General features: G+C 56.2%; 20 protein-coding genes. 7 read left to right on the top strand and 13 right to left on the bottom strand.

All coding sequences use genetic code 11. The annotated features are described in order from the left end of the window. Positions 1 to 39: 39 nt before the first annotated feature. The 5 genes from ACL2XM_RS25085 to ACL2XM_RS25065 are packed head-to-tail and all read right to left on the bottom strand — an operon-like array spanning position 40 to position 2,541. On the bottom strand, positions 40 to 687 hold the full coding sequence (locus ACL2XM_RS25085) for a DUF4310 family protein (protein ID WP_410013347.1): 648 nt from the start codon (positions 685 to 687) through the stop codon (positions 40 to 42). A 20-nt stretch (positions 688 to 707) separates the two neighbouring features. Continuing rightward, entirely contained in the window at positions 708 to 1,484 is a 777-nt protein-coding gene (locus tag ACL2XM_RS25080; RefSeq protein ID WP_410013346.1) for a DUF4311 domain-containing protein, read from the bottom strand. Between the two features lie 31 nt (positions 1,485 to 1,515). Further along, positions 1,516 to 1,812: a DUF4312 family protein gene (locus ACL2XM_RS25075; protein WP_410013345.1), complete on the bottom strand. Its 297-nt coding sequence runs from the start codon at positions 1,810 to 1,812 to the stop codon at positions 1,516 to 1,518. Then, positions 1,812 to 2,177 carry a glycine-rich SFCGS family protein gene (locus tag ACL2XM_RS25070; protein WP_410013344.1) on the bottom strand — a complete coding sequence of 122 codons (366 nt, stop codon included), beginning with the start codon at positions 2,175 to 2,177 and terminating at the stop codon, positions 1,812 to 1,814. The genes ACL2XM_RS25075 and ACL2XM_RS25070 overlap by 1 nt, the downstream gene beginning before the upstream one ends. 19 nt (positions 2,178 to 2,196) lie before the next feature. Beyond that, positions 2,197 to 2,541: a glycine dehydrogenase gene (locus ACL2XM_RS25065; RefSeq protein WP_410013343.1), complete on the bottom strand. Its 345-nt coding sequence runs from the start codon at positions 2,539 to 2,541 to the stop codon at positions 2,197 to 2,199. A 1,574-nt stretch (positions 2,542 to 4,115) separates the two neighbouring features. On the opposite strand from ACL2XM_RS25065, the gene ACL2XM_RS25060 reads away from it, so the two are divergent. Further along, positions 4,116 to 7,310, top strand: coding sequence for a dermonecrotic toxin domain-containing protein (locus tag ACL2XM_RS25060; protein WP_413731872.1), 3,195 nt, complete (start codon positions 4,116 to 4,118; stop codon positions 7,308 to 7,310). 48 nt (positions 7,311 to 7,358) lie between these two features. On the opposite strand, the gene cybC is transcribed toward ACL2XM_RS25060, so the two are convergent. The 3 genes from cybC to ACL2XM_RS25045 form a co-directional block, all read right to left on the bottom strand. Further along, entirely contained in the window at positions 7,359 to 7,727 is a 369-nt protein-coding gene (gene cybC / locus ACL2XM_RS25055; protein WP_410013341.1) for a cytochrome b562, read from the bottom strand. A 36-nt stretch (positions 7,728 to 7,763) separates the two neighbouring features. Then, complete coding sequence (gene pmbA, locus ACL2XM_RS25050) at positions 7,764 to 9,104, bottom strand: metalloprotease PmbA (RefSeq protein WP_410013340.1); 1,341 nt, start codon at positions 9,102 to 9,104, stop codon at positions 7,764 to 7,766. A 202-nt stretch (positions 9,105 to 9,306) separates the two neighbouring features. Beyond that, positions 9,307 to 10,461: a Gfo/Idh/MocA family protein gene (locus ACL2XM_RS25045; protein ID WP_410013339.1), complete on the bottom strand. Its 1,155-nt coding sequence runs from the start codon at positions 10,459 to 10,461 to the stop codon at positions 9,307 to 9,309. 272 nt (positions 10,462 to 10,733) lie between these two features. On the opposite strand from ACL2XM_RS25045, the gene ACL2XM_RS25040 reads away from it, so the two are divergent. Then, the gene (locus ACL2XM_RS25040; RefSeq protein ID WP_410013338.1) at positions 10,734 to 11,648 is read left to right on the top strand and encodes a BadF/BadG/BcrA/BcrD ATPase family protein; all 915 of its coding nucleotides are present in this window, start codon (positions 10,734 to 10,736) and stop codon (positions 11,646 to 11,648) included. Between the two features lie 12 nt (positions 11,649 to 11,660). After that, positions 11,661 to 12,779, top strand: a complete 1,119-nt coding sequence (locus ACL2XM_RS25035; RefSeq protein ID WP_413721534.1) for an ROK family protein — start codon at positions 11,661 to 11,663, stop codon at positions 12,777 to 12,779. A gap of 5 nt (positions 12,780 to 12,784) precedes the next feature. Here ACL2XM_RS25035 and ACL2XM_RS25030 read toward each other — a convergent pair whose 3' ends face one another. Next, complete coding sequence (locus tag ACL2XM_RS25030) at positions 12,785 to 13,870, bottom strand: ABC transporter ATP-binding protein (RefSeq protein ID WP_413721535.1); 1,086 nt, start codon at positions 13,868 to 13,870, stop codon at positions 12,785 to 12,787. Positions 13,871 to 13,882: 12 nt separating this feature from the next. Next, positions 13,883 to 14,485 (bottom strand): GNAT family N-acetyltransferase, encoded by a 603-nt coding sequence (locus ACL2XM_RS25025; RefSeq protein ID WP_410013335.1) that lies wholly within the window; start codon positions 14,483 to 14,485, stop codon positions 13,883 to 13,885. A 556-nt stretch (positions 14,486 to 15,041) separates the two neighbouring features. Here ACL2XM_RS25025 and ACL2XM_RS25020 point away from each other — a divergent pair. The 4 genes from ACL2XM_RS25020 to yjgA all read left to right on the top strand — a co-directional run bounded on the left by ACL2XM_RS25020 (position 15,042) and on the right by yjgA (position 18,773). Next, positions 15,042 to 16,397, top strand: a complete 1,356-nt coding sequence (locus ACL2XM_RS25020; protein WP_413731871.1) for an extracellular solute-binding protein — start codon at positions 15,042 to 15,044, stop codon at positions 16,395 to 16,397. Positions 16,398 to 16,478: 81 nt separating this feature from the next. Then, on the top strand, positions 16,479 to 17,348 hold the full coding sequence (locus ACL2XM_RS25015; protein ID WP_413731870.1) for a carbohydrate ABC transporter permease: 870 nt from the start codon (positions 16,479 to 16,481) through the stop codon (positions 17,346 to 17,348). After that, positions 17,348 to 18,163 (top strand): carbohydrate ABC transporter permease, encoded by an 816-nt coding sequence (locus tag ACL2XM_RS25010; RefSeq protein ID WP_410013332.1) that lies wholly within the window; start codon positions 17,348 to 17,350, stop codon positions 18,161 to 18,163. The genes ACL2XM_RS25015 and ACL2XM_RS25010 overlap by 1 nt, the downstream gene beginning before the upstream one ends. A gap of 58 nt (positions 18,164 to 18,221) precedes the next feature. Then, positions 18,222 to 18,773, top strand: coding sequence for a ribosome biogenesis factor YjgA (gene yjgA, locus ACL2XM_RS25005; RefSeq protein WP_413731868.1), 552 nt, complete (start codon positions 18,222 to 18,224; stop codon positions 18,771 to 18,773). A gap of 7 nt (positions 18,774 to 18,780) precedes the next feature. Here the strand turns inward: yjgA and ACL2XM_RS25000 are convergent, their stop codons facing one another. The 3 genes from ACL2XM_RS25000 to aaeB all read right to left on the bottom strand — a co-directional run bounded on the left by ACL2XM_RS25000 (position 18,781) and on the right by aaeB (position 22,759). Continuing rightward, positions 18,781 to 19,047: a hypothetical protein gene (locus tag ACL2XM_RS25000; protein ID WP_410013330.1), complete on the bottom strand. Its 267-nt coding sequence runs from the start codon at positions 19,045 to 19,047 to the stop codon at positions 18,781 to 18,783. A gap of 110 nt (positions 19,048 to 19,157) precedes the next feature. Then, a complete protein-coding gene (locus ACL2XM_RS24995; protein WP_413727613.1) occupies positions 19,158 to 20,615 on the bottom strand; it encodes an NAD-dependent succinate-semialdehyde dehydrogenase in 1,458 nt (485 codons plus the stop codon). Between the two features lie 176 nt (positions 20,616 to 20,791). Next, positions 20,792 to 22,759 carry a p-hydroxybenzoic acid efflux pump subunit AaeB gene (aaeB, locus tag ACL2XM_RS24990; RefSeq protein ID WP_413727612.1) on the bottom strand — a complete coding sequence of 656 codons (1,968 nt, stop codon included), beginning with the start codon at positions 22,757 to 22,759 and terminating at the stop codon, positions 20,792 to 20,794. Position 22,760: the final 1 nt, after the last annotated feature.

Raw genomic sequence — 22,760 nt, 5'->3', positions numbered from 1 at the left:
AATCAACACAGTGATGGCGTCCCGGCGGCGGGCGTTAGGTTACGCAATAGCCACCGGGAAAAACGCGCCCAGCAGCATCGCGCCGAGGATGGCGCCGCCGGTAATGGGTTTATTCCACAGATAAAACAGCAATGCCCCGGCCAGGGATCCCAGGCCGATGGGGATCGACGCGGTAATGGCCGACAGGATAATCAGCGGCCCGAGAAAACGGCCCGATGCGTTGCCCGCGCCCATCATGACATCCGCCCCGTAGGTGGCGTTGCTTTGGTTAATGGTGAATCTGCGCGCCAGGATAATCAGGCCGCCGATGGCCAGGCCCAGCACCATGCCGGTCGCCAGCGAGGCAAGGAAATTCTCCAGGGGAAATTTGATGCCCGCGCCCAGCAGCAGCGCCGGCACGCCCAGGCCGACCCCGGTCTGCAGCGCGCCGCCGATATCCAGGATCCCCACCAGGGATCCTTCGATAATGCGCGCAAACAGGAAACTGGCGCCGAAAGCGGCCACCGCGCCGTAAACGCCGGTATCGATACCGGTGCGCAGCATGGCGACAAAGGCGACCTCGTTAAAGGCGCCGATGCCGTACAGATAGTACATATGGGTCCCGGCAAAAATCCCGGCTGAAAGCAGTCCGACAAAAATCGGGAACGACCAGTCGGCATACCAAAAACCGCGTTTTGTTTCTTCCATTTTCTTAACCCCTGTAAAATTTATTTACCGCTTAAGGCGTTATGGATGCCGTTCAGCCAACCGGGCACGCCCAGGCTAAAGGACTGCAGCATTTTCATATCAAAACCACGGAAGAAACCGCTGAGGACAAACAGGGCGATAATCGCCGCCATCATGATGCCGGTGATTTTATTCCAGCCGCCCTCTTCCACGCCCTTGCCGATCAGGATGCCCAGCACCAGGCCCGGCACGGCGTTGCCCATGATAAGCTGCGCCAGGCCGCCGAAAATGGTGGCCCAGAAACCGGAGCGTTTGCCGGCGTCGATTGCCGCCAGCCAGAAGATCACCGGCATGACGGTATTCACCAGGATATTGGCGGCAGGCACCAGGACCTTCACGGCGGTCACCTGGAGCGCGGCGGGCACGGCGGAAGCGGTGGAGTTAAGAAATGCCACCACCAGCATGCCGATGATGCCGCAGGCAAACGCCATGCGTTTTGGATCGTGCATGGTTTCACTGAGCTGGCGGTTTTTAATCATCAGCGCCGCAGCCCCCCAGTGGGGAATGATGCGATGGTCGACATCCTGGGTAAACGAACCGGCGGCCACCGACGATGCCCAGGCGTTAAAGAAGAAACCCAGGCCGAAGGAAAAATGCGACGCGGGATCGCCCTCGCAGGAATTGAGTTCACCCAGGGTACGAAAGGCCCCCATGCCCTGAACGGTCGGCGCATGGAACATGCGCGCCGCCCCGGCCCCCACCCCGACGCCGACCAGCCCGCCGATAATAAGTGACTTTATTAAAATGATAAGAAACATCGGATTATCCTTTGATGATTTATCCGCATCGTTAACTGCGGGTAAAAGGGACTTTTTCGGTATCGATCATGATGATGCCGACCGTAATATCCAATATGACGCTGTAGCTTTTCTTTTCACGCGGCAAAAAGAAAAAAAGGAATTTTTCAGTAATACGCTTCTCTTCCGCCTGGATAATTTTGACTTCCTGCGGTTCAATGCGCAGCAAAACACAGCCGGTGGATTTCATCACCGCTGGCTGCACCTGACTTAACGCGGCGGCAAAAGCGGCCGCTTTGGTTTCACCTTTTCCCGCCACCTGTACGGTTAAAACAGACTGCTCTTTCATCAGGCATTGCCATATTTTTTAAGCCAGGTTTCTACTAATTTTTGCCCCAATTCTTCTTTATCCATAAAACCAAAACCCAATACTTTATTGCCTTCCTGGATAGCCGTTACGCCTTCTTCAATCGAGCGCATGCCGTGTTTGGCTTTATAACCGTATTTATTCTGCGCGGTGATGGCGCCGGCGCCGCCGCTGCCGCAAAAGGAAATGCCGAAGTCGGCCTGCTCGCTGTTCATCACATCGCCCAGCTTCATATCCGCCGCCATGCCGGGCACGACTATTGCCTTGCCGCCCGCCGCTTCGATGCCCTTGGCCACTTTCTGCCCCTTACCCAGCCGATCGCCTATCACTACCGTTACCTGTGCCATTTGGTTCTCCCACACGTTATTAAGCGTTATTGTCTTTGGCCACTTCAAAATGAACCGATAATAAATACGCTTCTTCAATCGGTAAATTATCCAGCAAATTCACCACCGCCTCCGCCATCGCCATCGAATCCGCGGAAATTTCGTCAAATAACTCTTTATCCACTTCCGGTAACGGCTCGCCGGTTAAAGAACGCATCACCATGGCGCGCACATGGGAGTGCAGCATTTGATCCTGCACGTGATTGATCCGGATATTGCGCTCCGTCAGCATCTGCATGATTTCCAGCAGAACCTTTTCGGTCAATGCGGCGGCCAATGCATCACGTTCCGTTTCTCCGCCCGCTGATACGGCTTTATCGACCACTCTGTGCTCCTACGGCATCCATAATAAAAATATTCAGCGCGGTAAAGCAGTCTTGCTTTTGCCGCCTTTAATGATGATTTACCCTAGCCGGTGCGGCGGCAGGTTTGTAGCCGTTATATTTCCACTTTGAAGTGGAAATAAATCACGGCCAAGCGATCTCATTCGCATAATGGCTACAAACCGCATCATTTCACTGTATATATGGGATATCAGAGTCCAATTGCCCGGCGACGGGCATGGAAGGACGGATATTACGTCGTTATAGACCTATAAGAATAACCTATCGTGAATTTGGCCCTGGCGATAACGCCCGGCAACCCCAGACCATATACCGCGCAGGCTGGCGCCCACCGTCTGTCTTTATGCGCTGGAAAAAGCCTTAATCCGGCGGCCGTCGGGATAAGGATAAACAATGACGATGGACCATGCGCACCCTGCCACCTGATGTGCCGGCCCCGGCCTCAGTCAGTTCACCGGCTGGGAAGCGTAAACCCGGTACGGTTAAACCTTATCAGCCGCAAAGACTAATTAACCCGCCATTATGGCGATAGTGGCCGCCTACCTGTTTATCATGGCGGCATCCACCCCCAGGTCATGTTTCATCCCTCATATGGCTCAGCTGAAAGAGATGGTTTAGCGCCGAGCAACAGATTATATATAGAGAGAAATTAATGTACATTAACCATGAAGTTATTAAACATAACCATATTGATACAAATAATTCGGAAGATGTTTTTTATGATTGCGAGCCTTACACCTTATGGCCCGGCCATAATGATGATGAACATGCCGCCGTTGATGACATAATCAATCAACCCCAAACAGCCTTAGCGGAAGATTTAAAAATAGCGTTGACGAACCTGCTTAAAATAGCGGTTTCTCATGAGGCCAGTCGGTTCAGCATGAATATGGGATTGGATATTCCACAGGCGGTATTCAATACCGCCTGGTGCCTCTATAATGCCATAACAGCCAGACAAAGTATCAGTACAGTCCTGGAAGCCGGGTTGCCGTTGTGCATAAATGCTATTTTATCCCAGTCACAATTTTTAGTTTCTGTATCCGTTTATGTAAGGGATTATATTGAAGAACAGCTCGGGCCCTCGCTGACCGGCGCATTAGATATCGGTGCGGATAATATCCTCACTCATAACAGCTATCTTTTTTTTGGCGCCCTGGCGCTGGCCAGTAAGTACTATTGCGATGGGGTGAATGAACGACAGCCGCAGCGGCGTTGTCTGAACCTGCCGGTAGCCATCGCGCGCCTGTTTAATAAGGCTTGCCAGTACTGGCAGGGATTATGCGTGGCGTCCGGGGTTCATCAACGGCAACCGACGGATGAAGGTGGCAGGATGTTATTAAACCCAACGGAAAAAACACAACAGGCGTTGGGGCGCAACCTGGCCCGGCAATGGGCCAGGCAAAGCCATTGCAGCCAGCTGCGCGCGGAGCGGGCGGCCGAGCAGTTTTATGGCATCAGCGCCAAGACCGGTAGCGCGGCGTCGCGGGCGCGTGTCGAGATCAACGCGCAGCCAAGGCCGCGCATTCCCCCCGTTCGGTGCCCACGATTAAGCGTGGCGCGGGATACCGGCGAGGTAACGGACTGTTTGCCGGGGACGCGCGCACCTCATCTGCTCACGATAACACCGTCGTTCAGCCGCGGGCTGGCCGGATTTTCACTGCCCCGCCTCTCTCTGCTGCCGATGACGGCGGCGGCCCCCATACTGGACGCGACACCCGCAAAGCAGATTATTACCGCCCTGGCGCCGGAGCGCGATACCCCCGCGCACAAAAGCGATATCCTGATTAACCGCCATCTGCAGCAGGCATTTCCCACCATCACCCGCATAGTCACGGCTTGGTTAAATCAAGAGATCAAAACCAGGTATCTACTTGATATTAAGACGGAAGAATGTTGGGTTCTGTATTTTGACCGTCCTTATCCCGACCGGGAGCCCACTTACGGCCGCAGCCAAATTGCGGTAATCACACAATCGATGCCGTTAACCGAATATGTTATCAACAATTTCTTTAGTAAAGAATGCCAAGATTTTAATTCCGTCGATAAATATCAGGGGATATATTTTACGGAACGGCCGGAACCGATGCTTCGCCATCATTCACAGGCGGCGATCAAACCTTCACAAATTATCGAGCTGTTGAATAATATGGATATTGCTTCCCGGTATTTAACGGCACTGGACGTTTATTGGCGTGAGAATAAACCTTACCATGTCATCGCCAATATCATTAATATATTGACCCATCTTAGCATCGAGCAGACATCATTGGCTGATAGCGTTGTAGCTATCATCCTGCATGCGCTGGGTTTGGAGAAAAATGATCAACTGCGGGTGAGGGTGAAGCTATTTGATATAAACGGTTATCCGGCCACGGATATGGTGGTGTTCAGCATGACCGGTGAAAATATGCTCATTCTTTACCAACCGCGCGGCGTCAGGCATTTTTGGGTGTTCAATGGCATCAACGATTTGAGAAACTGGGTAATAGAACAATGCCGGAACGAAACGCAGCGCATTGACATCGCCAGCCATTTCACGTTGCAGGATAGAGTGGATGGCATGTCGCTATTCGGTTTTTACTCGTGGGGCGTCGACCGTTGGCTGGCCCATGCCGGCGCATACCCTGACCGTATCATGACGCTGAATGAATCGCTGAGCGAACCTTGCCATCTGGCGCTGGGCAACCGGCAGCAGGCGCGCTCCTTAAGCGACGCCGCAAAACTTGGCTACGCGAGCCACCAGGGCCTGTGGACCCTGGCCGCAACGGCGCTGGATATTAGCGCAAACCTGTTTGCCATGCCCCTGGTCCCCTTCGTCCCCCTGGCAGCGCAGACCAATAAAACGGACGGCGTCGCAAAAAACTTCCTGCGCATGGCCCAGTATGCCGGCGATCAGGGCGATACCGTGAAACGAGCGTTATCCATACTCACGTCGGTCCTGAGCGAAATAATGCCATACGATGAAAAAGGCGCAATTCAGCCGGCATTAAGCCTGAACTTTACACTGGCTGAATATTTTCATATCGTCCATACGGATATCGCCCTGTGGAAAACCATGCCTGAGGCCACCTCCGGCGAGAAACGCCTGGTGAAAAGGCTGAGCGTTTACCCGCTAGGGTACCGGCGGGTATTGCAGACCCACCAGCATGGAACCACGGATAACCATTTCACCTTAAGCCTGATGACCAAGGACGGTCTGCGCAGGGACGACATTATCGCCATCCGAATGTATAAAGCGGCGTTACCAATACGCTTTAATAATAGGTTACAATTATTCGAAGTTTACGATATTGATCATATCAGCAAGGCGGGTTATCCGGTCTATATGTTCGTCACCAATAATATAACGCATTGGCAATTCGGCCGCGTGACGGACACCCGTAGTAACGTGGTGGGGGAAAGTGAAGTCATTATGGCTGATTACGCTTTTGTCTCGGTGCGTTTGTTTGACTTGATTATGGAAAATATTGATAACCTCTGCGCAAAGGTGAAATCACTGACCCCCATTAATAGCCAAGGTCTGGCACAGGACGCGCTTGGGCACAGCTATTTAAAAGTGGGCATACATTATATAAAAATTGAAATAGACGCCGAAAGAAATCATTATTATTTAGGCGATCGTGACGCCTGTTATCTATTGATTATCTATGATGGAAAATTAAAAAAATTCACCCTTTACTTAACGCCCGAGCAGAAGTTGTCGGCGCTCTACAACCAGCTGGCGGCGCATGAAAATGACCAATTCAAAAGCACCAATATATCTTTAAGTTACCGTAGCGGCTACCGGGGTGCTAACGAACAAGAATACTTTAGCGCCATGGTGGCTGACAACATCATCCTTGATGCCGGCGTTAAGGAGATTATTTGTTATGGTCTGTTACCACATGAAATAGTGACACACCCTGAAGCAACAGTTTTGGCTTCCCGGCTAAAAAATGTCATGAGCGCATGCCGTCATATCATCATGGACATGATGAACACTTCGGAGTGCGTACGGCAAGCGTTTTTGATGGATACTATATATACGTTGATAAGAGTTAAAAATCCCGATAAGGATATATTCCGCGCAAAAAACATCATACGATTTAACGAATTATTGGAAAAAATGCTCGATATTATTGAGCAGCATATTGCCGATAAATTCAGTCGGATCTGGTTAGCGCGCTTTCATCAATCCGAGACCATAGTCATGACCGTCCATGGCGATCCGCTTAAACGATTATGGGTCAGCGCGGGAGATGGAGATAATGAGAGCGCGCGTCCATCGCAATGGTATCGCGCCCGCTTTTGCCGTTACGGTTGCAGCGAGCTGCCCCCAGCGCAGAATATCGCCATTCTCGACCGGGTAAACCTTATTAACGGCACCCACGCCGGGAGAAATTATGCGGCCCAGTATCAACATGAAAATTTTAAGTCCATTATCAACCGCTTATGGGCAGGCGAGATGACGGAGGGCGAGGTCAATTTCCTGATCAGTCTGCCGGAGGTCACCGCGGTCAAAAATTATTTGCTCATGACCGATAGAGAACTTGCCCGAAAGCTGTTTCGCAAGAAGGCCACGGTCCGGATGGCCATGATTTTCCGCAATGCCGACCTCTTCTGCGAACTGCTGGCGCATCTGCATCGGGGCATGAACAATGGTCATCCGCAGATTCGCCATCATCAGGATCCGTGGCTGATGTCCCTGCTTTTCGCCGTGGCATTTCATGCGACCGGTCCAGCAACATCCGCGCCGGCGCGGGTATAAAAAAACCGGCCTGCCGGGACCGGTTTATTGCCTGGCGCAGCCTTCATCCTAGCGGAATTTTGCGTGGTTTTCGTTGCGGGTTTGCTGAAATTGCTTTGCCATTGCCTGGGCCTGTTTAAGATCGCCTTTATCAGCCAACGCCTGGGCCTGCTCGATTTGACCGATCAGAGTACTCATACCCTGGCGGAAATCCTTCATCTGCGGGCTATCCGCCGGTTGCCCCTTGAGCTTGGGCGGCGTGCCGTTACGGGCATCCAGCGCCGCTTCATGCATATTGGCCAGTGCCGGTTTAAGCGTATCGAGATTATCGCTTTTGACCACTTTACTATAGTTGGCGTTAAGGATATCCATATCCTCGCCCAGATCGCGCGCCTGCGTCGCCAGGGGAGCGGCGATAAACAGGGCTGCCGACAACATTGCTATTGCTTTGAATCTCATTATTATAAATTCCCGTTAAATACCTGCGATTTTCATCTGCGGTAATAACACCGATCCGCATTGGATATTGCTGCGGGTTTCGATATCGTCGCCGACCGAAACAATATTACGCCACATATCCTTCAGGTTGCCGGCAATAGTGATCTCGCTGACCGGATACTGAATTTCACCGTGTTCCACCCAGAAACCCGCAGCCCCGCGTGAATAATCCCCGGTGATGGCACTCACACCTTGCCCCATCAGTTCGGTGACTACCAGTCCCCTGTCCATTTTTTTGATCAATGCCGCAAAATCAAGGCCCTGGCCCGCGATGCGCCAGTTATGAATGCCGCCTGCATGGCCGGTGCTTTTCAGACCCAGCTTACGCGCCGAGTAGCTGCTTAACAGCCAGGTCTGGAGTACGCCGTCTTTGATGATGGCCCGATCCTGGGTACGCACGCCTTCGCTGTCAAAGGGTGACGATGCCAAGCCCTTAAGCAAGTGCGGATGCTCTTCTATGGACAGCCAGTCCGGCAAAATCGCCTTGCCCAGGTAATCAAGCAGGAATGTGGATTTGCGATACACGCTGCCGCCGCTGATAGCGCCGACCAGATGGCCGAACAAACCGGTTGCCGCTTCGGCGGCGAACAGCACCGGCGCCTGCTGGGTGGCAATCTTGCGCGGGTTCAGGTGCGCCAGCGTGCGCCTTGCGCACTCCTCGCCAACCCATTCCGGCGTGCGCAGGTCGTCAAATGCCCTGCCGATGGTGTAGGCGTAGTTACGTTCCATATTACCGCCGCTTTCGGCGATAACGCTGCTGGAGAGGGAATGGCGGCTGCTGTTGTAGCTTGCCAGCATGCCATGGCTGTTGCCGTAGACCTTGGTACTGTAATGGCTGTTGAAACTACCGCCTTCGGTATTGGTGATGCGCTTATCGGCGTTGAGCGCCGCCTGTTCGGCACGGGCGGCCAGATCGGCTCCGCGCTCCGCGTCCAGCTCCGCCGGATGGAACAGGTCCAGTTCCGGCGCGTCGAAAGCCAGCAGTTCTTTATCCGCCAGGCCGGCGAACGGGTCGGGTGAGGTATAACGGGCGATATCCAGCGCGGCGCCCACGGTACGGGCAATCGCGTCCGGACTGAGATCGGTCGACGAGGCGCTGCCTTTGCGCTGCTGGTAAAAAACGGTGATGCCCAACGCGCCGTCGCTGTTGAATTCAACGTTTTCCACTTCGCCATAACGGGTGCTGACGCCGATACCGGTGGTTTTGGTCACCGCTACTTCCGCCGCGTCGGAGCCGGCGCCGGCCAGTTCCAATGCCTGGGCTACCGCGTTTTCCAATAACTTACGCTGTTCTGCAACTTGAGTGACTAATTTCATTGGGCCGCCATAATTGTGAGGGTTATCCGCCGCAGGATGATGTATCAATTCTATCAGTCCACAGGCTGTTTCGCACGGTATCAGGGCGGGATGGTGAAAAGGCTGGGCGGCAGGCGACAAAAATCAATGAACGGCACAGGCGCGCCGCCGTCCCCCGCGCTGGGAATATAACGGCTGCGCGCCAGGGATAGCGCCGGCGGGGTCAGGCACCGCGTCCAAGCTTGCGGTCAAAGCGCCGCCAGCATTCCGTCAGGTCGATAAGGCATTTCTTTTTACGCGCTTCGTCTATTTTAATCGCGGTCAGGCCGGCCTCCATGGCATCGATAATAGAGACCTTTAACGGTTCGCCGTGCAGCAAATGGTCGACCACGCCCTGCGCCATTTGCGTATCCGCGCCGTAATGACCGGCGTCGCCGTAGCCTTCATAGGTTTTATCCTCCAGCTTATCGCCGCTGCGGGCATCATGGACGCGAAAATAGTTGCGGACAAAATCCCCTTCCGCCATGCCGTCGCTGCCGATAACGCAAAAACGGCGAAAATAATCCGGCACATTCAGATTGGCATGGAAAGAAAGCGTTGCGCCGGTGGCGTATTCAACGATAGCGGTCTGGTAGTCGATAATATCCGCATCGCTGGTAAACACGTTATCGGTGCTATGCCAGCCGCTGGGCTTGCGGTGATACACGTCAGACGCAGCGGTCACCGGCCCGTGCGGTTCATGCGCCGCGGTAAAGGATTTGCGCCCGCCAAAGCTCGCCACGCTGGTGGCGCGCGCGCCGACCAGCCCCTGGTACAGGTCCAGGTCGTGGCAGCATTTTTCCAGCATATACGCCCCGGCGAAGCGTTCGAAGCGCCGCCAGTCGCGCATGAAAAAAGCGCCATGCCAGGGCGGAATATGCTCACAGGCCTCGATGGAGGTGATTTCGCCCAATTGGTTTTGCGCCTGGGCGCGGAGTAAATCCACATACAGCGGCGAATAACGCAGCACCAGGCCCACAATGATGCGATCGCTGCCGTACTGCCGCACCAGCTCCGCCAGCGCCATGGTCTGCTCTTCGTTTATCACCACCGGTTTTTCGGTAAAGACGATAAGCCCGGCTTCCAGCCCGGCGCGGATATGCTCCAGATGCAGGTAATTCGGCGAACCCACCATCAGTAGGTCAAAGCCGCCCGCGGCCAGCAGTTCGCCAAGCGTGCCGAATCCCCGTCCGGCATCGATGCCGAATTGCGTGAGCGTCTCCAGCCCGGCCGGCGCCGGGTCGGCGTATCCGGTTATGGTAAAATCCGCATCGGCTTGTTTAAATTCCCTGGCCACGTTCGCCATGCGAAAACCCAGTCCGACAATGCCTGCTTTCATGTTGGTTGCCCCTGCCGCCCATGATGAACCCACGTTTCTGAACCTTGAACTTATTACGATTACAAAAGTAATGTCAATTATTAACCAATACGTAAAAATGATGACCATGGATATTGCATTGAAATTTAATAATTTATTAAAATAAAAGAATGTGATATTTTTTTCATTATTGCGATTTATGTTTTTTTACCCTATCTTTTCCGCTCGACACGTCAGTTCCACAGCGTCCCTGGCGGCAATTCATGTCATCAAGAGCCAAAAGGAGGGGAACGTTGCAAGCAAATTTTTATGTGGGCGTAGATGGCGGCGGCACGGCGTGCCGCGTGCGCCTGATCGATAGTCAGGGCCGCCTGCTGGCGGAGTGCCGGGGCGGGGCGGCCAATATTTTCAGCGCTCCGGCGCAAGCCCTGGCCACGTCGCTGGCGCTGGTGGCCGAGGCCTTTCGCCTTGCCGGCCTGCCGTTGGCGGAACAGGCCGGCGCGCGGGCGGGGTTCGGTTTTGCCGGCGCCAATGTGCAGCGCGTCAGGGAACTGGCGGAAAGCTGGCCAATGCCGTTCGCGGCCCGGCATATTGCCTCCGACGTGGAAATCGCCTGTCTTGGCGCTCATCAGGGCCGCCCCGGCGCGGTGCTGATTACCGGCACCGGCAGCCAGGCCACGGCGTATGACGGCAGCCGGTTCCATTCTATCGGCGGCTGGGGCTTTAGCCTGGGAGACCAGGGCTCGGGCGCCATCCTGGGACGTCACGCGCTGCGCCGCACATTGCAGGCCCATGAGGGCATCCTGCCGGCGTCCGCATTAACGCAGGCCCTGATGGCGGATTTCGATCATTCGCCCGAGGTCATGTTGCACTGGGCCCAGTCCGCCGGCCCCCATGACTGGGCGGCGTTTGCCCCGCGCATCTTTGATTCCGCCCGGTGCGGCGATCCGAACGGCGTTCATTTGGTGCGCCAACTGGCACTGGAGATCGATCTGATGCTAGCCTGTCTGGTGGACGCCGGCTCGCCGCGGATTGCCCTGATGGGCGGTATTTCACAGCCGGTATTGCCCTGGTTGCACCCCCGCTGGCGCCAGCATATTGTCGCACCCTGCGCGGACGCCCTGGACGGCGCGCTGCGCCTGGCCGGCGGCGCCGGACCTTACGTCCAGGCCCGGCCGGCGCACCCGTTATCGTCGTCACAAGGATAAAACAGCCCAGCTATGAGCGCGCCGACCGTATCGCCACGCATTTTACGCCTGATCGTCGAACACTCGCCTATCAGTCAATCCGACCTGAAGGTTCGCAGCGGCCTGAGCATGTCCACGGTTTCACAGGCGACCAATCGGTTATTATCGAAAGGGATTATCCATGAACTCGGACTGCGCCGGGAATCCATGGGGCGGCCCAAGATCTTGCTGGGTATCGATCCCGCCTATGCCTCGGTGGTGGGCGTACAGCTCAACGCCGAGCGCAATGTGATCGTCATGACTGATTTAGTCGGCAAGCTGATCGGCGAACAGCAGATGCCGACCGGCGCGCTAACGCCGAAACAGCTCGGCGACGCGCTGGCGAAATTCCTTAAATCGGTGGAAACCAGCAAAGTGGGCGCGATCGGCCTGGCCATCTCCGGGATAGTGGACCCCCTCAGCGGGGTGTGCATTCGTTCCAAGGTACTGGACTGGAACCATGTCCCCATCGCCGGCCTGTTATCCGAGCGTTTCGCCATACCGGTTTATATCGAAAATGACGCCAACGCCATGGCGCTGGCTTCCCTGGTGTTTGGTCAGCTGGGCGACGCGCAATCGGCCATCATCGCCACTTATGGTAAAGGGATCGGCGCCGGCATTATTCTCGAACGCCAGCTTTATCGCGGCCGGCACGGCAACGCCGGTGAAATTGGCAACGCGCTGGTCGGCGACGGGTCGGCGGCGCTTCTTGAGGAAGTGGCATCCTCCAGAGCGATATTAAACAGTATCGCCGCCACGTTGCCGGAAAATGGCCCGCCGCGCAGCCTGCAGGAGGTGGACGGCTGGCCGTCGCACCAGGTGGTAGATATCCTCACCGCCGCCGGACGGCACATCGGCATTTCGCTGGCCAACCTGTCGATCGCGTTCGATCCGGACGTGGTGTACCTGGCGATGGAGCCGCAGATGGCCTCGCGCATCCTGCTTGATCAAATCATGACGCATTTTCAGCAATACCGGCTCAAACTCACGCCGCAGGTGATCCCGCTGCGCTACCTGACGGACTCCAGCCGCATGTGGGCGCTGGGGGCGGCGGGATTTGCGGTCAACGGGCTGATCGATGCGATAGCCTCGTCCGCGGACGAGGATGCCTAGCCTGTTTAGCGGATCCGCTCACCGGATTCGCTGAACAGAAGACATTTTGCCGCATCGATGCCCAGGGTCAGTGTTTCCCCGTTGCTAATAGCGGTCAGCGCCCGCTGTTCAATCACCAACGCTTCGTCCCGCCCGGTATGCAAATACAGGTAATTGGTATGGCCCAGCCGCTCGGCAAAATCCAGCACGCCGCTAAACCGCACCTCCGCCCCTTCAGCGGCCAGGAAATGCTCCGGCCTGATGCCCAAGGTAACCGGACGATCCCGGGCCAGCGCGCCGCTCACCCGTACCACCAGGTGATCCAACCCTAGCTCGGGGACCGCCAGGCGCGCCCAGCCCGGTTCACTGCCCACCACCGTGGCCGGTAGAAAATTGATTTTCGGCGAGCCGATAAATCCGGCGACAAAGATATTATCCGGATCATGATACAACTCGAGGGGGGCGCCCACCTGTTCAATGCGGCCCTGGCGCAGCACGACGATACGATCGGCCAGCGTCATCGCTTCCAGCTGATCGTGCGTAACATAAATCATTGTATTGCCCAGCTTTTCATGCAGGCGGGCAATTTCGATACGCATTTTCAGGCGCAGCTCGGCGTCAAGGTTCGATAGCGGCTCGTCAAACAGGAAGATGCGCGGCTTACGGATAATCGCCCGGCCGATGGCCACCCGCTGGCGCTGGCCGCCGGACAGGGCGCGGGGTAAACGATCGAGGAACTCGGTAAGATGCAGCACCGCGGCGGTGCTGTTCACTTGCTGTTCAATATCCCGTTTACTGTATTTCGCCACCTCCAGCGGATAGCGCAGGTTACCGCGAACCGTCATATTGGGATACAACGCATAAGACTGGAATACCATGGCGATGCCGCGATCGGTCGGCGCGCTGTGGGTAATATCCTGGCCATCGACGCTCAGGGTTCCGCCTGATATTTCCTCCAGACCGGCAATCATCCGCAGCAGGGTCGATTTACCGCAGCCGGAGGGACCGACAAATACCACAAATTCGCCGCTGTGGATCTGCAGATCGATGCCGTGGATAACATTGATTTTGTCATAGGATTTTTTTATCCCCCGAAGCTCTACGTTGGCCATCTATGTCCCCGTTTACAGTATTTGTCCCATATAGATGGCCTGGCTCCGGTGCAACAACCGGAACCCGAGCCGTTCATAAAACGCGCAGACGGGTTCATTCTTCAGGCTCACGCCGAGGTGAACGCCTGAAACGCCGGCGCGCCGCAGCGCCTCCAGCTCCGTTTCAATCATCCGCCGTCCCTGGCCGCCGCCCTGGGCCTGCGGCAGGATATTGATATGCAGGTGCGCCGGATACTGCTCGAGCAGGCCGGCTTCCTTGCTCTGCGGCTGGCGAATAAAATCCAGCACGCCTTCATCGAGCGGCAACAGCGCCCGGCGATCGGCCAGTTTTTCCCTAAGCCCCGGCCACCAGTCGCGCTGCAGCCGCTGCTCGAACGCCGCGGTATCGCGCGCGGCGACGACATACCCGAGGATATGGCCGTTTTCCTCCAGAACAAACGCCAGTTCCGGTTCAAAAATGGCGTACGGCATCACGAAACGCAGCCCGGGATAAGCCGGATCGCTGTAAAGCGCACTGGCGTCCGTGCCGGCATTCGCGGTTTTCAGGCAGATCTCAGACAGCGCGGCGCGATCGCGCTCCGCGGCCTGCCTGATCAAAAATGGGGAAGAGGACATAACAACCGGTCTCCATTGCGTTCCCAGGAATAAGGATTAATACACTAAGGAAAACATACTTAGTTCGCAAGTTATAATAATTATATTATATGGTTCAAAAAAATGACGGCAATCGCAATATCAACGCCACCAGACAGAAAAGTGATGACCGCTTGCTGGGTGAATATCTTTAATGATGCATAATCATCGGTTTAGGATTTTACCGCTGAAAATACCGCGCCATCAGGGCGCTAAACTATAAGATAAAATGATAGAGCGATAAATAACTTAATGAAATACAAAACAAAAAAATGAACCCTTTACTTTTCGGTATAGAGATCCGTTATGCTGTCTCCTGATTGTTTTATCTCTCGATTGTCCTTGAATTCATTCTTTAGCCAGTTCTTTTATCCTGTATCCGCGCCGGACCGGCGATAAACAAAAGAACATTGACTTTATTTTTACCATAAAGTAAGTATTAAAGGAGAACCTGTCAGCCGTTTTCCGCCGGTGAATCCATGTCGTTTTCTCCCCGGCGCAATGGGCTTATTATCCTGTGATGGAGGTCAAAACCACCATGTCCTATTTAGTCACTACTTACCGCCGGTCTTCTTACCGCGCAGACGGACTTTTCCTCCATCGCATCAAGCTGGCGCTGGCGGGAAGCCTGCTCGGTCTCTGCGCTCTCAGCGGCGCGCAGGCGCAAACCCTCACCACCTGGGATGTATGGAACTACCCCGCCCAGGATGCGTTGATGAAACAAACCGTTACGCAGTTTGAGCAGCAAAATCCCGGTCTTAAGCTCGATCGTTCCGTCCATGCCTCCGCCGATACGCGCATCCCGCTGAAGCTGTCGCTGACCTCCGGCGAAGGCCCGCAGGTGGCGCAGGTTAATCAGGGCGGCGGCGATATGGGCGCGTTGGTACATGAAAAACTGCTCTATTCACTGGATGATTACGCCAAAACCTATCATTGGGAGCAGCGCTTCCCCGCCTCCATTCTAAAACGCAACCGGTGGTCGGATCATAATGACTTCGGCGAAGGGCATCTGTATGGGGTGGCCAGCCTCGGGGAAATGGTCGGCTTGTATTACAACAAGAAATTGCTTGATCAGGCGGGCGTCGCGGTGCCGAAAAATATGGACGAGTTTGAGGCGGCCCTGCCAAAACTACAGCAGCAAGGCATCGCGCCCATGATGATGGGATTGCTTGACAGCAACGGCGGGCCCCATTTGCTGATGATGCTCTGGCAGGATCAAATCGACAGCAAGGATCGAAAACCCCTTGACGATCTGATCTATGGCAAAGGCGGCACGTTCCATGATGCGAAACTGTTAAAGGCCGCCACGTTAATGAAAACCTGGGCGGACAAGGGGTATTTCTTCCCCGGCTACCAGGGCATCGGCAACGATGACGCCGCCACGCTGTTCCAAAACGGCCAGGCGGCCTTTTTTATCAGCGGCACCTGGTACATGGGGCAGCTCCAGGAAAACAAAGATATCCACTTCGCCGACCTGCCGCCGTTTCCCGGCGTGACATCACCGCTGATGGTGGGCGGCACCGATTTGCCGTTCTCTATTACCTCCACCGCCAAGACCCAGCAGCAGCGTGATATCGCGGCCAAATTCATCAATTACCTGGTCTCCGACCACATGGCCGAGGCCTGGCTGAAGGCGGGTTTCCTGCCGGCCAGCGCCGATAAAAACGCCAAAATTCCGGCTGATAACCCGTTATTGGCCGAGATCTACCGAGTCTGGATCAAGGTCAGCGACTATGACGGCCTGGGCCATTATATCGACTGGGCCACCCCCACCATGATCAACGCGCTGCAAGAGCATGTGCAGCTGTTGCTGGCGGGCAAGGAGAGCCCGCAGCAGTTAACCGACAAACTCGATGAGAACTATCAGCAATACATCAAGACGCTAACGCATTAACCCCAGGACGCCGCTCCGGTGCGCGGGCATAACGCGGGCCGGGACGGCGGCTCCTTTTATTTCGCATCAAGAGGCGTATCAATGTTTAATAAGTCCAGTTTGCAAAATATGCTGTACATTTTGCCCTCGCTGCTTATCTACTCAGTGTTTTTATTGATACCCCTGCTGATCACCTTTTGGGCCAGCCTGACCGAATGGGACGGCACCTCATGGCCGGTCTTCATCGGCCTTGGCAATTATATCCGCATGCTGCTCGACCCCGTGTTCTGGATCTCCATCGGCAATAACGCCCTGCTGCTGCTGTTTTACACGTTATTTCCGGTTATCATCGGCCTGGCATTATGCAGTTTCCTAAGCGACGCCCGTCCAGCCGAGCGCAGTTTGCTGCGCATCCTGTTTTTCCTGCCGTATATCATGCCGATGGCGGTGCTCGGCGTCGTTTGGCGCTGGCTGTATAACCCGGCGTTCGGCCCGATCGATCAGCTGTTGCGCGCCATCGGGCTGCCGCGCCTGGCCCGCGCCTGGCTGGGCGATTTCGACTGGGCGCTGGCGGCGGTGGGCATGGTGGCCACCTGGTATTTCTTTGGTTTCTGCCTGGTGCTGTTTATGGCAGGCATCCAGCGTATGGACCCGTCGTTGCTGGAAGCCGCCGAGCTGGAAGGATCGTCCCATCGGCAAAAATTCATGCGCATCACCCTGCCGTCATTACTGCCGGAAATTCGCGTCGCGCTGCTGCTGACGGTGATTGCCGGCATCAAGGCCTTCGATCTGGTGTATGTAATGACGCGCGGCGGTCCCGGCACCTCTACCCTGGTGACCAATATTTATATGTTCCAGCAGGGGTTTGATTTACGCCATTTCGGTTATGCCTCGGCGGTGGCGATTGTCGGTATGGGACTGGTTTTTATTATCAACGGATTGATTCACTTTGCTATTCGGGAGCGACGCTAATGCGCGGTATTCCATTGTATACGCGAGGCTTGTTGTGGCTGTTTGCCCTCATTACCATCCTGCCGTTCGCCCTGGCGTTGTTAACCTCGTTCAAAACACAAACGGAACTGTTCCAGGGGGTATTTACCCTGCCCTCCGGCCTCAGTTTTGCCAACTACATTTCCGCCTGGCGCGACGGTCATTTCCAGATTTATTTTACCAATTCCGTGCTGGTGGTATTCCCGGTGATTATCATCAGCCTGCTGGCGGGTATTCCCTCCGGTTTCGCCTTCGCATTTTTGCGGCTGCCGGCGAAAAAATTTATCGCATTCCTGCTGGCCATCGGCATGGTGCTGCCGTCGGAAGCCTATATTATCCCGCTGTATCATGAGATCCACTGGATCGGGCTGAATAATAATTATCTGGCGTTAATACTGCCGCAGGTGGCGATGTCGATTCCTTTTACCACCCTGATGGTGGCCAGCGCCTTTTCACAGGTGCCGAAAGAGTTACTGGAAGCGGCGGTAATGGACGGGGCGAGCCGCTGGAAAATCTTGTGCGGCCTGCTGGTCCCGGCCATTGTGCCCACCTTGTCCACCCTGGCCCTGCTACTGTTTATCTGGACCTGGAACGAGTTCCTCATTCCCCTGATCCTGGTGAATAAAGAAGAGCTGCGCACCTTGCCTATCGGCATGATGTTTTTCCAGAATCGCAATACCATCAATATTCCGGTGCTGATGGCGGGCGCCACCATCGCCATATTGCCCCTGGTGGCGGTATTTTTACTGTTTCAACGCAGATTTATTCATGGCATCACCGAAGGTGCGGTAAAATAAGGGCGTGGATCCTCACGCGCAACCTGTTAGGATTAGCCTCTTTTTGAGGAACCGTATCATGAGTAAATTACCGGAAGACTGGCAAGACGAACAGCCCGCGGCGCAGCCCGCCGAAGAAGACGACGACGAGATTATCTGGGTCAGCAAAAGCGAAATCAAACGCGATGCCGAAGCCCTGAAGGAACTTGGCGTCGAACTGGTCGATCTTGGCAAGAACGCATTGGAAAAAATCCCGCTGGACGATGACCTGCTCGCCGCCATAGAACTGGCGCAGCGCATCAAAAAAGAGGGGCTCCGCCGCCAGATCCAGCTGATTGGCAAGATGCTGCGCGCACGCGATCCCGAGCCCATCCAGCAGGCGCTGGATAAGCTGAAAAACCGTCACAACCAGCAAATCACCCTGTTCCATAAGCTGGAAAACCTGCGCGACCGCCTGATAGATCAGGGCGACGACGTGGTGGAGGAAGTGATGGCGCTGTATCCCGAGGCGGACAGGCAGCAGTTGCGTTCGCTGGTGCGTAATGCGCAAAAGGAGAAAGCGGCCAACAAACCCGCCAAGACCTCCCGCCAGATTTTCCAATACCTGCGTACCGTCGCCGGCGATAAATAAGCCGGCGTCAGCGCAGGTTAAAGCGCAGCCGGCCGTCCAGCTCCTCTTCCGCCTCGTCAAACAAGAGGATCAACGCGCCGAAACGGCGTTTTTTTGAAGCATTAAGATGCACGAACTCTATTTCCACCGGCAGCGGCAGCCGGCTGGTAACGGTTTGCCATAAATCATCCAGATTGGCGGCGCACGGCTCGCTCAGGGAGAACTGACGGCCAAAATCACGGTAAAAGGCCGGCAGATCGGGTATCTGGTTAAAATCAAAGGATACTTTCCCCATCAAGCTTTCTCCGCACTGCAGGTTGTTAATTTTATGTTGCCCATCGCTCCGTCAGTATGCCACACAACGATTACCGGTCATGGTGTAAAAGTGGCGGCGCAAAAAATTAATCATAAGCCGCCAAGATGCAGCGTTTTCACTTCCAGGTAATCGTCCATGCCAAGCACGGAACCTTCCCGGCCCAGTCCGGATTCCTTGACGCCGCCAAACGGCGCCACCTCGGTCGATACCGCGCATTCATTTACGCCCACCATGCCGCTTTCCAGCCGGGCGGACACGCGGAATACGCGCTGCAGGTTTTGCGTATAGAAATAGGCCGCCAGACCGAACGGCGTATTATTGGCGCGTTCGATCACTTCCTCCTCGGTGTCAAAGCGGAAACACGCCGCCACGGGACCGAAGGTTTCCTCATGCGCCAGCTTCATCTCCTCACTGGCGTCCCTGATAACCGTAGGCTGGAAAAAATTACCCCCGAGCTGATGCGGCTTGCCGCCGGTAACCGCCCGTCCGCCTTTGGCCAACGCGTCGGCGACGTGCTCCTGCGCTTTTTCCAGGCCGGCGCGGTTAATCAACGGCCCGACCACCACGTCCTGCTCCATGCCGTTACCCACCTTTAACCGCTCCACCTCGCGCGCCAGGCGGGAAACAAATTCGTCGTAGACGCCGGACTGGATATAAAAACGGTTCACGCTGACGCATACCTGGCCGGCGTTGCGGAATTTATTGGCGATGGCGCCCTTTACCGCGGCGTCGATATCCGCATCGTCAAACACAATATACGGCGCGTTGCCGCCCAGTTCCATGGAGATCTTTTTCATAGTGTCGGCGGCGTTGCGCATCAGCGTCTTGCCCACCGCGGTGGAACCGGTAAAGGTCACCTTGCGCACGCGGTCGCTCGCCATAATGGCGTCGCTGATGGCGTGGGTGTCCCCCGCCACGCCGTTAACCACCCCTGGCGGCACGCCGGCCTGCTGCGCCAGCGCCAGCAGGGCGAAGGCGGACAGCGGCGTATTGTTGGCCGGTTTTATCAGCGCGGTACAGCCCGCCGCCAGCGCCGGCCCAAGCTTGCGCGTCAGCATGGCCAGCGGAAAGTTCCACGGCGTAATGGCCGCCACCACGCCCACCGGTTCGCGGGTGGCGAAAATCCGGGAATGCGCTTTGGCCGGTGGGATGATCTCGCCGTTAACGCGCTTGGCCTGCTCGGCGAACCATTGGATAAAGCTTGCGGCATAGGCGACTTCGCCCTGCGCTTCCTTAACCGGTTTTCCCTGTTCCGCCGTCATCAGCCGCGCCAGATACGCCTGGTTCTCCATAATCAGGCCGTACCAGCGGTACAGGATTTCAGAACGTTCCTTGGCGGTTTTGGCGCGCCAGGCGGGGAACGCCGCGTCGGCGGCGGCGATGGCGGCCTCGGTTTCCCGTTTGCCGCTTTTGGCCACGTTGGCGATAAGCTGGCCGGTGGCCGGATTCACGACCTCAAAGGTGTCCTGAGCGCCCAGCCATTCGCCGTTGACCAGATAGCCGGTCTTGAACAGCGGGTGGTCCTGTAGGTGTAAGTGCTCGCTCATTGTTATCCTCCCCTTTTATGCCTCCCGTCGCGGGACGGCGTGCAGTTGCGGTGTAACGCCCCGGCCGCCGCAGGATACCGGCTCCCGGACGCGCCGCGGCGTAAGAAATATGGTTTAAGTATAGATGCTGGTTGCGGGATGGGCAGCCGGGTACGGGGAAAAGCCGCCCCGGCGGGTTAATCGCTGAGCGCGTGACGGTAGCGGACCAGGGTGTCGGTCAGGCGCTGCACGGATTCGGTAATATCGGGCGTGGCCTGGTAATGAAGCAGTTTGTCATGATAAATACGCAATTCCGCCAGTAATTGATCGAAATGTTTCCGGCGGCGGATGTCGCTGCGGGCGACCAGCACCCGGTCGGCGGTGGCGCGGATCTGGCGATGGTACGCCGAGAGATCGGCATTGGCCGGAATATCCGCCAGGCGCAGTCGCTGGTGGATAATGATAAGCGTCAGCGCCAGGCGGTATTTGGCGATATCCACAGGGAATAGCGTCAGTAGCTGGAACAGCTGCTGATACAGCGCCGGCAGATGATTTTCCTGGCGCCGCGCCTTGTTGGTGGACAGGGCCGATACCGCGCCGTACACAAAGCGGTTCAGCAATACCCGGCCGATGCGCGCCTTGGAACCGTCCCGGATGAGCAGGATCACCAGCGTCGCCAGGCCGCAGCCGATAATCTGGCCGATGGCGCTGTCGAGGAAGGTGTTAATGGAAAAGCTCATGGGATTGGCCAGCACCAGCACATTGATGGTCCCCGCCAGGGTGCCGAGCGTGCCGAGGCGCCGCTTTTGCACCTCGATGCCGATGATAAACGCCAGTACCCCCAGCGCAATGCACAGCAACAGCAGACTTTGCTGGGTGGCGGGCATGATCACCATATAATACAGCGCGCCGATGGGCAGCGCCGCCGACATGCCGATCATAAAATCCTTGCAGACCATCCAGGGGTTGGGCAAGCGCATGGCCAGCGACGTCACCACGGCAATCATCACCATGCAGCTGCTGCCGGACGTCCAGCCGGTCCAAAGCCAGAACAGGCAGCCCAGCGCGGTGGCGACGCCGGTGCGCAGTCCGTTAATCATGGCGTGATGCCGTTCGGCGGAGGGGGCCGAAATGATCACCTGATCGACCAGCACCTGCTCCTCAATTTTGCTGATACGCGCGTTGCTCTTTACCCCTTTCGCCAGCAGCAAAAACCGGGTTGCCGCGCCCACCCAGGTATACAGGACCTGCGGGGTATCGCGGGCGGGCGTGGCGGCGATGACCTGGCGCATCAGCTTCATGCGCTTATGGATATCCCCCACGGTGTCCACCGGCTCGTTTAACAGCAGCCGCAGATGCGGCGCGATAAACTCAGGGCGCACCTGCAAGATCAGGAAGGCTTCGCAGGCCTGGGTAATCAGGGTCAGCGACAGGGTATTGATCGCGCGCAGGCGCCGGTTGCAGCGCTGCCAGCGCGAGGATTCCATCATCAGGTTGACGCGCATGCCGTCGAGGGCGGTGGTAAATTTCACCAGATCGCCCCAGGCTTTATCCACCTCTTCTTTCGCCGCGCCGTTAAGGCACAATAGCAGCAGCCGGTACTGATCCAGCAGTAGCTGGTCCACCGCCCGGTCGATATCCTGTTTTATCGAGCGGGGCGAAAACAGGATATCCGCCAGGATGGCGCAGACGATACCCAGCACGATTTCGCTGCAGCGCTCAACGGCAAACTGCGGCGTCACCTGGGGCTGGCTTTGGATACTGACGATAATAATCAGCGCGGTGTATCCGGCCAGGCCCAGGGCATAGGAATTCTGTACCCGCACCACCGTGGAGATCCACATGCAGGCGCCGGCCCAGATACAGCTTAACAGCAGCATCACCACCGGGGCGCGGATGGTGAGGGTAATAATCACCAGCGCCCCGGCGCAGCCGATAAAGGTGCCGATGATGCGCAGCATGCCGCGATGGCGGATAGCGCCTGCAAAAGGCTCGCCGCCGGCGGCAAAGGCCGGGCCGGCGGCCACGATGGCGGCGGTCAGCACCGACCAGCGCGGCGTTTCCAACTGGAAATGAAAGCCCAGGAACAACGCCAGCAGAATGGCAAAGGTGAGCTTGACCGCAAAACGGCAGCGGAAAAATATCGGCGCCAGCAGTTGCAACATT

Source organism: Sodalis sp. RH20, from assembly GCF_047324205.1.
GTDB lineage: Bacteria > Pseudomonadota > Gammaproteobacteria > Enterobacterales > Enterobacteriaceae > Acerihabitans.
The sequence above is the reverse complement of the archived record's forward strand: the minus strand, read 5'-3'. Positions and strand labels throughout refer to the sequence as shown.

What these genes read in the sequence shown, in the direction of transcription:
- ACL2XM_RS25085 (WP_410013347.1), bottom strand. Translation starts at nt 687, where the DNA reads ATGGAAGAAACAAAACGCGGTTTTTGGTATGCCGACTGGTCGTTCCCG.
- ACL2XM_RS25080 (WP_410013346.1), bottom strand. Translation starts at nt 1,484, where the DNA reads ATGTTTCTTATCATTTTAATAAAGTCACTTATTATCGGCGGGCTGGTC.
- ACL2XM_RS25075 (WP_410013345.1), bottom strand. Translation starts at nt 1,812, where the DNA reads ATGAAAGAGCAGTCTGTTTTAACCGTACAGGTGGCGGGAAAAGGTGAA.
- ACL2XM_RS25070 (WP_410013344.1), bottom strand. Translation starts at nt 2,177, where the DNA reads ATGGCACAGGTAACGGTAGTGATAGGCGATCGGCTGGGTAAGGGGCAG.
- cybC (WP_410013341.1), bottom strand. Translation starts at nt 7,727, where the DNA reads ATGTTGTCGGCAGCCCTGTTTATCGCCGCTCCCCTGGCGACGCAGGCG.
- pmbA (WP_410013340.1), bottom strand. Translation starts at nt 9,104, where the DNA reads ATGAAATTAGTCACTCAAGTTGCAGAACAGCGTAAGTTATTGGAAAAC.
- ACL2XM_RS25045 (WP_410013339.1), bottom strand. Translation starts at nt 10,461, where the DNA reads ATGAAAGCAGGCATTGTCGGACTGGGTTTTCGCATGGCGAACGTGGCC.
- ACL2XM_RS25035 (WP_413721534.1), top strand. Translation starts at nt 11,661, where the DNA reads ATGAGCGCGCCGACCGTATCGCCACGCATTTTACGCCTGATCGTCGAA.
- ACL2XM_RS25030 (WP_413721535.1), bottom strand. Translation starts at nt 13,870, where the DNA reads ATGGCCAACGTAGAGCTTCGGGGGATAAAAAAATCCTATGACAAAATC.
- ACL2XM_RS25025 (WP_410013335.1), bottom strand. Translation starts at nt 14,485, where the DNA reads ATGTCCTCTTCCCCATTTTTGATCAGGCAGGCCGCGGAGCGCGATCGC.
- ACL2XM_RS25020 (WP_413731871.1), top strand. Translation starts at nt 15,042, where the DNA reads ATGTCCTATTTAGTCACTACTTACCGCCGGTCTTCTTACCGCGCAGAC.
- ACL2XM_RS25015 (WP_413731870.1), top strand. Translation starts at nt 16,479, where the DNA reads ATGTTTAATAAGTCCAGTTTGCAAAATATGCTGTACATTTTGCCCTCG.
- ACL2XM_RS25010 (WP_410013332.1), top strand. Translation starts at nt 17,348, where the DNA reads ATGCGCGGTATTCCATTGTATACGCGAGGCTTGTTGTGGCTGTTTGCC.
- yjgA (WP_413731868.1), top strand. Translation starts at nt 18,222, where the DNA reads ATGAGTAAATTACCGGAAGACTGGCAAGACGAACAGCCCGCGGCGCAG.
- ACL2XM_RS25000 (WP_410013330.1), bottom strand. Translation starts at nt 19,047, where the DNA reads ATGGGGAAAGTATCCTTTGATTTTAACCAGATACCCGATCTGCCGGCC.
- ACL2XM_RS24995 (WP_413727613.1), bottom strand. Translation starts at nt 20,615, where the DNA reads ATGAGCGAGCACTTACACCTACAGGACCACCCGCTGTTCAAGACCGGC.
- aaeB (WP_413727612.1), bottom strand. Translation starts at nt 22,759, where the DNA reads ATGTTGCAACTGCTGGCGCCGATATTTTTCCGCTGCCGTTTTGCGGTC.